This is a genomic window from Micromonospora sp. LZ34 (assembly GCF_052981855.1).
In genome coordinates this window covers 67,780-77,465 of the sequence record NZ_JBRIQN010000034.1, presented here as the reverse complement: position 1 = coordinate 77,465, position 9,686 = coordinate 67,780, and the positions used below count along the sequence as shown (strand labels likewise).

Annotated in this window: 8 protein-coding genes; 1 reads left to right on the top strand and 7 read right to left on the bottom strand. The window is 73.3% G+C overall.

Going from position 1 to position 9,686, the window contains the following annotated elements; genetic code table 11:
- Positions 1-242 precede the first annotated feature (242 nt).
- A complete protein-coding gene (locus tag ACVCAH_RS27930; RefSeq protein WP_447139197.1) occupies positions 243-1,136 on the bottom strand; it encodes an alpha/beta fold hydrolase in 894 nt (297 codons plus the stop codon).
- Positions 1,137-1,225: 89 nt separating this feature from the next.
- Positions 1,226-2,188, bottom strand: coding sequence for a TIGR03557 family F420-dependent LLM class oxidoreductase (locus tag ACVCAH_RS27925; protein WP_447139196.1), 963 nt, complete (start codon positions 2,186-2,188; stop codon positions 1,226-1,228).
- A 252-nt stretch (positions 2,189-2,440) separates the two neighbouring features.
- Between ACVCAH_RS27925 and ACVCAH_RS27920 the strand changes: the two genes are divergently transcribed.
- Positions 2,441-3,811, top strand: coding sequence for a cellulase family glycosylhydrolase (locus tag ACVCAH_RS27920; RefSeq protein WP_447139195.1), 1,371 nt, complete (start codon positions 2,441-2,443; stop codon positions 3,809-3,811).
- A gap of 81 nt (positions 3,812-3,892) precedes the next feature.
- On the opposite strand, the gene ACVCAH_RS27915 is transcribed toward ACVCAH_RS27920, so the two are convergent.
- The 5 genes from ACVCAH_RS27915 to ACVCAH_RS27895 form a co-directional block, all read right to left on the bottom strand.
- Positions 3,893-5,098, bottom strand: coding sequence for an RNA polymerase sigma factor (locus tag ACVCAH_RS27915; protein ID WP_447139194.1), 1,206 nt, complete (start codon positions 5,096-5,098; stop codon positions 3,893-3,895).
- A 66-nt stretch (positions 5,099-5,164) separates the two neighbouring features.
- On the bottom strand, positions 5,165-5,557 hold the full coding sequence (locus ACVCAH_RS27910) for a YciI family protein (protein WP_447139201.1): 393 nt from the start codon (positions 5,555-5,557) through the stop codon (positions 5,165-5,167).
- A gap of 114 nt (positions 5,558-5,671) precedes the next feature.
- A complete protein-coding gene (locus ACVCAH_RS27905; RefSeq protein ID WP_447139193.1) occupies positions 5,672-7,807 on the bottom strand; it encodes an alpha-galactosidase in 2,136 nt (711 codons plus the stop codon).
- The gene (locus tag ACVCAH_RS27900; protein ID WP_447139192.1) at positions 7,804-8,718 is read right to left on the bottom strand and encodes a carbohydrate ABC transporter permease; all 915 of its coding nucleotides are present in this window, start codon (positions 8,716-8,718) and stop codon (positions 7,804-7,806) included. Before ACVCAH_RS27900 ends, ACVCAH_RS27905 begins: the two co-directional genes overlap by 4 nt.
- Entirely contained in the window at positions 8,715-9,668 is a 954-nt protein-coding gene (locus ACVCAH_RS27895; protein WP_447139191.1) for a carbohydrate ABC transporter permease, read from the bottom strand. The genes ACVCAH_RS27900 and ACVCAH_RS27895 overlap by 4 nt, the downstream gene beginning before the upstream one ends.
- Between the last annotated feature and the right edge of the window lie 18 nt (positions 9,669-9,686).

Genomic DNA, 9,686 nt, shown 5'->3' with positions numbered 1-9,686 from the left:
CCGCGACCCCGCGGCCCCGCGACCCCGCGGCCCCGCGACCCCGCGGCCCCGCGACCCCGCGGCCCCGCGACCCCGCGGCCCCGCGACCCCGCGACCCCGCGACCCCGCGGCCCCGCGGGTCAGAGGAGCAGGTTGAGCAGGACGGTCAGCACGATCGAGGCGACCAGCGAGAAGAGGATCATCAGCAGGCAGCCGACGCCGCCGCCGGCCGGGCGGATCTCCACGTTTCCGAAGCGCATCGGTCACCTCTCCGTCGTCGAGGGGGTGAGGAAGTGGCGGATCGCGGTGGCGACCTGCACCGGGGCGGTGGTGGCGACGTTGTGCGCGGCGCCGGGCACCACCACTTCCCGGGCGTCCGGGACGAGCCGGGCCAGTTGGGTGCGCCAGGCGGCCGGCACGACCGGGTCCCGGGCGCCGGTGACCACCAGGGTCGGTGCGGCGATCCGCACCAGGTCCGCCTCGACCGCGTTGCGCACCGAGTGCGTGAGCGTGGCGGAGACCCGCCAGGGGCGGGCGTCCCAGACGTCGCGGAGCAGGATCGGCGCCTGCAACGGCGCCTCCCGGAAGGTGTCGACCAGCCAGCGTCCGACCTGGGCCCGACGGGAACGGGCGGTCGGGTCGGTGGTCGGTCCGGCGAGCACCACCGCGCGGACCGCGTCGGGGTGCCGGGCGGCGAGCGCGGCCGCGACCTCCGCGCCGAACGAGTGCCCGACCAGGCAGACCGGCGGCAGCCGGTACGCGGCCAGCCAGGCCGCCAGGTGCGCCGCGTGCCGGGGCACGTCGTAGGCGGTGCCGGGGCGGGCGGAGAGGCCGAAGCCGGGCAGGTCCGGCACGTACACCGGATGGGTGGCGGCCAGCGCCAGCGCCAGCGGGGCGAGGTAGCGGTGCGACACGGCCAGCCCGTGCACCAGCACCACCGGTGCGGCGCCGGTGCCCGGGTCGCCGCCGCGGCGGGCGTGCGTACGCACCCCGTCGACCAGCCGCCACTCGCTGGTCAGCCCGGCCGCCGGGCGCGGCGCGGCGAACGCCAGACGCAGGTCCGCCGGGCCGAACCGCCCCGGCGGCGTGCTCGCCGGTTTCCGCAACAGCTCGGTCGCCGGGTGAAGGGTGGTCGTGGGCCGTCGGGGTGAGCCCACCGCCCGCTGCACCGGGCCGGCCTGCCCGCGTCCGTGACGCGAGCCCGTCGCGCTCGCGGCCGGGGTCGCCGCGGGGCGTCGGGCCGGCCTCACAGCTCGCGCAGCCGCGGCAGCAACTGCTCCTGCGCCCAGTCCAGGAACATCGGCTGGCTGTCGGCGCCCACCTGCACGATCGCCACGTGGGTGAAGCCGGCGTCGACGAACTTCTTGAACGCCTCGACGTGCCGGTCCACGTCCGGTCCGCAGGAGATGCCCGCCGCGACGTCCTCCTCGCGGACGAACTGGGTGGCCGCGGCGAACCCCTCCGGCCCGGGCAGTTCGGCGTTGACCTTCCAGCCCAGCCCGAACCAGCGGAACTGGTCGTGCACGACCTTGCGGCACTCGGCCTCGTCGGGGCCGTAGCAGATGGCCACCTGCCCGTACCGGGGCTGGCCGGCCCCGCCGGCCTCCTCGTACATCTCGACGATGTGCGGGTCGGGCTCGGTGGCGATGACGCCGTTGCCGTACTCGGCGGCGAGGGTGGCGGACTGCCGGCCGGAGGCGGCGACCGCCATCGGCACCGGCGTCTCCGGCCGGTCCCACAGGTACGCGTCCGGCACGTCGTAGTGGTTGCCGGAGAAGGTCAGCGTCTCCCCGTTGAGCAGCGGCCGGATGATCTGCAACGCCTCCTCGAACATCTCGTGCCGCTGCTGCACGTGCGGCCAGCCGCCCACCACGTGCTCGTTGAGGTTCTCCCCGGCGCCGAGGCCGAGGGTGAACCGGCCGTCCGAGAGCACCCCGACGGTGCTGGCCTTCTGCGCCACCACCGCCGGGTGGTAGCGGCGGATCGGGCAGGTGACGAACGACATCAGCTCCGCCCGGGTGGTGGCGTGCGCGACCGCGCCGAGCACCGACCAGGCGTACGGGGAGTGCCCCTGGGAGTCCAGCCAGGGGTAGTAGTGGTCGGAGATGACGAGCTGGTCGAAGCCGGCCGCCTCGGCCCGTACCGCGTGGTCGACCAGTTGCTTGGGACCGGCCTGCTCGCACATCAGGGTGTAGCCGACGCTGACCATGACGCCTCTCCTTCCGACCCGGGCGGATCATCCCCGGATACCCCGCCGGGCGTCGGCCAACCCTCCCGTCCGGTTGCCGGCGGCGGCCGGCGAGGCGCACCTTAACCGGTTCATTGCGTTCCCGAAGCCATCGGCCTACGCTGATCCCTTCGCCGCCGGGATCCGGGTGGCGGCTGTCGGGCTGCAGCCGCCTTCCCCTGTCAGTCCCCTCCCCACCCGGGCAGGTGGGGGTCCTCCCGTTTGAGGAAGGCCATGAAGACACGACTCATCGCCGCCGGCGCGGCCCTGCTCGCCCTCCTGGCCGCCGTGCTGGCGTTCGGGCAGCCGGCGCAGGCCGCGGCCGGCTTCACCGTCGCCAACGGCAAGCTCTACGACGCCAACGGCGCCGAGTTCGTCATGCGCGGCGTCAACCACGCGCACACCTGGTACCCGCAGCAGACCCGTTCGTTCGCCGACATCAAGGCGCTCGGCGCGAACACCGTCCGGGTGGTGCTGGCCAGCGGCGACCGGTGGACCCGCAACACCAACGCCGACGTCGCCAACGTCATCTCGCTGTGCAAGGCCAACCGGCTGATCTGCGTGCTGGAGGTGCACGACACCACCGGCTACGGCGAGCAGAGCGGTGCGGCCAGCCTGGACCGGGCGGTCGACTACTGGCTCGGCATCGCCGACGTGCTCACCGGCGAGGAGGAGTACGTCATCGTCAACATCGGCAACGAGCCGTACGGCAACCAGGGCTACGCCGCCTGGACCACCGACACGAGCAACGCGATCAAGCGGCTGCGTGCCGCCGGCTTCGACCACACGATCATGGTGGACGCCCCGAACTGGGGTCAGGACTGGTCGTTCACCATGCGCGACAACGCCGCGTCGGTGTTCGCCGTCGACCCGGACCGCAACACCGTCTTCTCGGTGCACATGTACGGCGTCTTCGACACCGCCGCCGAGATCAGCGACTACCTCGGCCGGTTCCGCACCGCCGGACTGCCCATCGTGGTCGGCGAGTTCGGCCACAACCACTCCGACGGCGACCCGGACGAGGAGGCGATCTTCTCCTACACCCAGGCCAACGGGATCGGCTGGCTCGGCTGGTCGTGGAGCGGCAACGGCGGCGGCGTCGAGTACCTCGACATGGCCACCAACTTTAACCCGGCCAGCCTGACCAGCTGGGGCCAGCGGATCTTCAACGGCGCCAACGGCATCCGGCAGACCGCCCGGGAGGCCACCGTCATCGGCACCGCCCCGCCGACCACGCCGCCCCCGACCACGCCGCCGCCGACCACGCCACCGCCCACCACGCCGCCGCCGGCCACCCCGCCGCCGGGCGGGTGCACGGCCAGCTACACGGTGGTCAACCAGTGGCCGGGCGGCTTCCAGGGCGAGGTGAAGGTGATCGCCGGGGCGGCCGCGATCACCGGCTGGACGACGAACTGGACGTTCGCCAACGGCCAGGCGGTCAGCCAGTCCTGGAACACCAGGCTGACCAGCAGCGGGTCGGCGGTCACCGCGTGCAACGTGGACTGGAACGGCCGGCTCGGCGCCGGCGCGAGCACCAGCTTCGGCTTCATCGCCAGCTGGAACGGCACCAACGCGGTACCGGCGGTGAGCTGCACCGCGAGCTGACCGGTTACGCCCCCGACGCCGGGCCCGTTCCACGCCCGGCATCGGGGACGTCGTACGAGCGGGCGCGGCCCGGGGAGCGGGTCAGGTCGGGGTGACGCCGTCGGCCGTGGCGATCCGGGCGGCCCGCATGGTGAGGTAGCGCTGCTCGGGCAGGCTGGTGGTCAGCCCGGCGGCGGCCCGGTAGTGGACCACCGCGCGGTCCCGGTCGCCGGCCATCTCGTACAGGTGGGCGCGGGCCGCGTGCAGCCGGTGGTGCCCGGCCAGCCGCGGATCGTCGTCCAGGGCGGCGAGGGCGTGCAGCCCGGCGGCCGGGCCGTGCACCATTGCGGTGGCCACGGCCCGGTTCAGCGCGACCACCGGGCTGGCGGAGTGCCGCTCCAGCACCTGGTAGAGGGCGAGGATCTGCGGCCAGTCGGTCTGCTCGGCGGTGGGCGCCTCGTCGTGCAGCGCCGCGATGGCCGCCTGGAGCTGGTACGGCCCGACCGGTCCGCGGGGCAGCGCGCGGGTGATCAGGTCGACGCCCTCGGCGATCGCCCCGGCGTCCCAGCGGCTCCGGTCCTGCTCGGCCAGGGAGATCAGCTCACCGGCGGGCCCGGTCCGGGCCGCGCTGCGGGCGTCGGTGAGCAGCATCAGCGCCAGCAGGCCGGTGACCTCGCTGTCGTCGGGCAGCAGCGCGTGCATCGCCCGGGTCAGCCGGATGGCCTCCTCGGCCAGGTCCACCCGGCGCAGCTCGGCGCCGAGGCTGGCGGTGTGCCCCTCGGTGAAGATCAGGTAGAGCACGTGCAGCACGGCGGCCAGCCGGCGTTCCCGGTCCCGCTCGTCGGGCATCCGGAACGGCAGGCCGGAGCTGCGGATCCGCTGCTTGGCCCGGCTGATCCGCTGGGCCATGGTCGCCTCCGGCACGAGGAAGGCGTGGGCGATCTCGGCGGTGCTGAGCCCGCCCACCGCGCGCAGCGTCAGCGCGATCTGCGAGGCCGCCGAGAGCGCCGGGTGGCAGCAGAGGAAGAGCAGCACGAGGGTGTCGTCGCGGTCGGCCGTCAGCTGCTCGTCCGCCGCCGGCGCCAGCTGCCGCTCGTCCGGCTCGCGCCGGGCGGCGAGGTCCTCCCGACGCCGCCGGGCCGTCTCGCCGCGGACCAGTTCGATCATCCGGCGGTACGCGACCTGCACGAGCCAGCCGCGCGGGTTGTCCGGCAGCCCGTCGACGGGCCACTGCGTCGCCGCGGCCAGCAGCGCCTCCTGCACCGCGTCCTCGGCGGTGGCGAAGTCGCCGAACCGGCGCGCGAGCACGCCGAGGACCTGCGGCGCCAGTTCGCGCAGCAGGTCCTCGACGGGTCGGTCCGGGGCGTCCAGCCGTCAGATCTCCTGTGGCGGCGCGGACATCACCGGGTGCACCTCGATCGGCATGTTCAGCGGGCGGCCGCCCGGGCCGGGCGCGGTGGAGATGTGCGCGGCGAGCTGGACGGCCCGCTCGGGGGTCTCGCAGTCCACGATCCAGTAGCCGGCGAGGAACTCCTTCGTCTCGGCGAACGGCCCCTCGGTGACCACCGGCGCCCCGCCCTCGCCGGCCCGGACGATCCGGGCCTGCGCCGGGCCGGCCAGGCCCTGGCCGTCGACCCATTCGCCGTCGGCGGTCAGCTTGGCGTTGACCTCCCCCATGAACGCGATGTGCGCCCGGATCTCCTCCGGGGTCCAGGTGTCGATCGTCGGGAAGTCCGTGCCCGCGGCGCTGAACTGCATCAGCAACATGTACTTCACGTCTCGCTCCTCACGCCTGCGCACCATCATCGGTGCTCTCACCCCGAGGTAGAAGCAGGCGCACCCGTCCTCGACATCCGTGTCGAAGAAATTTTCCGGCGATTCTCAGTCGATCGCGGTGACCTCCAGCAGCAGCGCCTGCTCCGGGTGCAACGCCGGCAGGTGCAGCCCCGCGGTGCCCAGCGCCGCCCCGGTCAGCGTCGCGCCGGCCGCCAGCCACGGCGGCGGCACCTGGTCCAGGGTCGCCGGCCCGGGCACCCCCGACGCCGCCCGGACGGTGTAGCGCCGCCGCCGGTCCAGCCCGGGCAGCCGGACCGGGCCGGGCACCTGGGCCACCGAGGTGGCCAGCCGGGCCACCGCGTACACCGCCTGCGAGCGGTCGCGGGCGACCACGCCGTGTGCCCAGACGGCCGGGTCCGGGTGGTCCACCCGGACCACCCGCCCGGTGTGCAGCAGCGGGCGGAGCCGCTTGTGCAGCGCCACCCAGGCGGCCAGCTCGGCCCGGTCGGCCGGGTCGATCGAGCCGATGTCCCACTCGATGCCGTGGTGGCCGAAGAGCGCGGTGGTGGCGCGGAAGCCCAGGTCGTGCACCCGGTGGGTGGTGTGCGAGCGGTCCGGCCCGATGTGGCTGCCGACCAGCTCGGGTGGGAGCAGCAGCCCGGTCCAGCGCTGGATGGCCAGCCGCTCCAGGGCGTCGTTACAGTCGCTGGCCCAGACCCGGTCGGTGCGGGCCAGGATCTCCAGGTCGACCCGGGCGCCGCCGGAGGCGCAGCTCTCGATCTCCACGCCCGGGTGGCGGCGGCGCAGCTCGTCGAGGAGCCGGTAGACCGCCAGGGTCTGCTCGTGCACCCCGGGCCGGCCGTGGTGGCCGGCGTCGGTGAGGTCCCGGTTGTGGTCCCACTTGAGGTAGCCGATTCCGGGATGCTCGGTGAGCAGCGCGTCCAGCCGGTCGAGCAGGTACCCGTACGCCTCCGGGTGGGCCAGGTCGAGCACCTGCTGGTTCCGCCACGGCGGGGGCAGCCGGCCGGGCACGCTGAGGACCCAGTCCGGGTGGGCGCGGAACAGGTCGGAGTCCGGGTTGACCATCTCCGGCTCGACCCAGAGCCCGAACTGCAGGCCGCGGGCGGTGACGTGCTCGATCAGCGGGTGCAGCCCGTCCGGCCAGACGCCGTCGTCGACGTACCAGTCGCCGAGCCCGACGGTGTCGTCGCGCCGGCCGCGGAACCACCCGTCGTCGAGCACGAACCGTTCCACCCCGACCTCGGCCGCGTGGTCGGCGAGTGCCCGCAGCCGGTCCAGGTCGTGGTCGAAGTAGACCGCCTCCCACACGTTGAGGGTCACCGGCCGGGGGGTGCGCGGGTGCTGCGGCCGGGCGCGCAGGTGGGTGTGCAGCACGTCGCTCAACCCGTCCAGCCCGGCGTCCGACCAGGCCGCGTAGAGCAGGGGAGTGGCGTACTCGGCGCCCGGGGCGAGCAGCACCTCGCCGGGGGCGAGCAGTTCGCCGCCGCCGAGGGTGGACTCCCCGGTCGGCCGGCGCTCGGCGAAGGTGACGTGGTCGCCGCTCCACGCGGTGTGCACCGCCCAGACCTCGCCGTGGCCGAAGCCGAACCCGGCCGTGCCGGCGAGCAGCAGCAGCGTGGCGTCGTGCCCGGTCCGGCCGTGCCGGCCCTCCCGGACCCAGGCGCCCATCGGCCACGGGTGCCGCTGCGGGATGCGTTCCCGGCACCACCGGCCGGTCAGGTCGAGCAGTTCGGTGGCGACCGGTGGCACCGGCAGCACCGGGGTCAGCTCCCGCAGCTCGTACGCGGTGGCGCCGGTATTGCGCAGCCGGTGCCGCAGCAACAGCAGGCCGGTCGGATCCAGCTCGATCTCGACGGCCAGCGACAGCTCCGCGTCCGGGTCGACCGCCCGGACGGTGACCCGGGCGGCTCCCGCGCCGCTGTCGGCGACGTCGACGCCGTCCAGCCGGAACGCGGTGGACCAGGCGGCCCGATCCCGGTGCCCGGCCAGCGCCGGCCGGCCGCTCCAGCCGGCGCTGGCCTCGGGCAGCAGGGACAGCACGGTGGGCGCGTCGAAGCTGCTCGGCACCACCGGCGCGACGGTCGCCGCGGCGAGGTGGCGCAGCCCGTCGTCGTCGAGATCGCCCACGTCGCCGCCCCAGTGCACGACCCGGGGCAGCCCCGGGCCGCGCGCGTCGAGCACCAGGCTGGTCCGCGCGCGGCGCAGGTGCAGGAGAGTCATCCTTTGCTCGCTCCCAATGTCAGGCCCCGGACGAAGTGCCGCTGGAGTAGGAAGAAGATCACCAGGGTCGGGACCGCGACCAGCACGCTGCCGGCCGAGACCAGGTTGTTGTCGGTGAAGAACTCGCCGCGCAGGTTGTTCAGCGAACTGGTCACCGGGAACTTGTCCCCGGTGCGCATCAGCACGGTGGCCCAGAAGAACTCGTTGTAGATCCAGGTCACCTCGAGGGTGGCCAGCGCGGCCAGGGCCGGCCGGCACAGCGGCATGGTGACCTGCCAGTACTGCCGCCAGATGCTCGCCCCGTCGACCATCGCCGCCTCGTACAGGTCGCGCGGCAGCGCCTTCATGTAGTTGCTCAGCACGAAGACGCAGAAGCCGCACTGGAAGGCGACGTTGATGAGGATCAGCCCCCAGTAGCTGTCGTACAGCAGCTCCGAGTCGCTCATGAACGCCGGCAGCGGCACCTGGGTGAAGAGCCGGAACAGCGGGATGAGCAGGGCCTGCTGGGGCAGCAGGTTCGCCGCGGTGAACAGGCCGAGCAGCACCAGGTTGAGCTTCCAGCTGAACCGGGCGATCACGAACGCCACGCAGGAGGCGAGGAACAGCGTCAGCAGCACCGCCGGGACGGTAATGTAGACGGAGTTCAAGAAGTGCTTGCCGAACTCGGCGGTACGCCAGGCGGTGACGTAGTTGTCGATGGTCCAGCCACCGAACGAGACGTAGCCGTTGGTGGCGGTGTACTCGTAGGAGCGCAGCGAGGTGAGCACCGCCCAGAGGATCGGGAAGAGCCAGCCGACCGCCACCGCGGCGAGGAAGACGTGCAGCGCCACCCGCTGCGGGGTGAGCCGGCGCTGGCGCCGCGGCGCCTCGTCGGTGGCCGGGCGGCGGTTCAGCGTCGCGGTGCTGGTCATCGGTCCTCCCGCATGACGGTGGCCAGGTAGACGGTGATGAAGACCAGCGAGACGACCAGCATGATGGTGGCCAGTGCCGAGCCGAAGCCGATCCGGCTGGCCTCGCCCACCACGTTCTGGGTGACCAGCGCGGAGAGCAGTTCGAGGCCGTTGCGTCCCTTGTTGACGACCCAGACGAGGTCGAACGCGCGCAGCGACTCGATGACCGTCACCACCAGCACGATGATGTTGATCGGGCGCATCACCGGGAACACCACCCGGAAGAACGCCTTCGGCTCCGAGGCGCCGTCGACGGCCGCGGCCTCCCGCAGCGACGGGTCGACGCTCTTCAGCCCGGCCAGGTAGAGCAGCATGATGTAGCCGACGTGTCGCCAGCCGGAGGCGAGCATGACGGCCCAGATGTTCACGCCCGGGTCGCCGTACCAGTCGACGTTGCTGCCGAGGACGGCGTTGAGCAGGCCCTGGTCGCGGGAGTAGATGAGCTGCCAGACGAAGCCGATGAGCGCCAGCGAGAGCACCACGGGCAGGTAGAGCGCCGTCTGGTAGAACCGGCTGCCGCGCAGTTCCTTGTCGAGCAGGACGGCCAGGAACATGCCGAACGGCGTGGCCACCAGGAAGAGCACGGCGAGCCAGAGCAGGTTGTGCTGCACCGCGGGTACGAACGGCGGGTAGATGTTCACCACGTCGCTGTAGTTGCGGCCGCCGACGAAATCGATGTCGGCCAGCGGCCCGATGCCGTCCCAGTTGGTCGTGGAGAGCACCACGGTGGTCAGGGCCGGCAGCCAGACGAGGCCGGTGACGAGCAGCAGCGGGACGAGCACCATCAGCGCGATCACCACGCGGTCGGTGCGGGACAGGAGCCGTAGCCGGCGGCCGCGGCCACCCGTCGGGGTGGCCGCGGCCGGCGACGGCACGGCGCGATCCGCTTGGATCAGGGGCAGGTCGGACATGGTTGTCCTCCCCCTCTC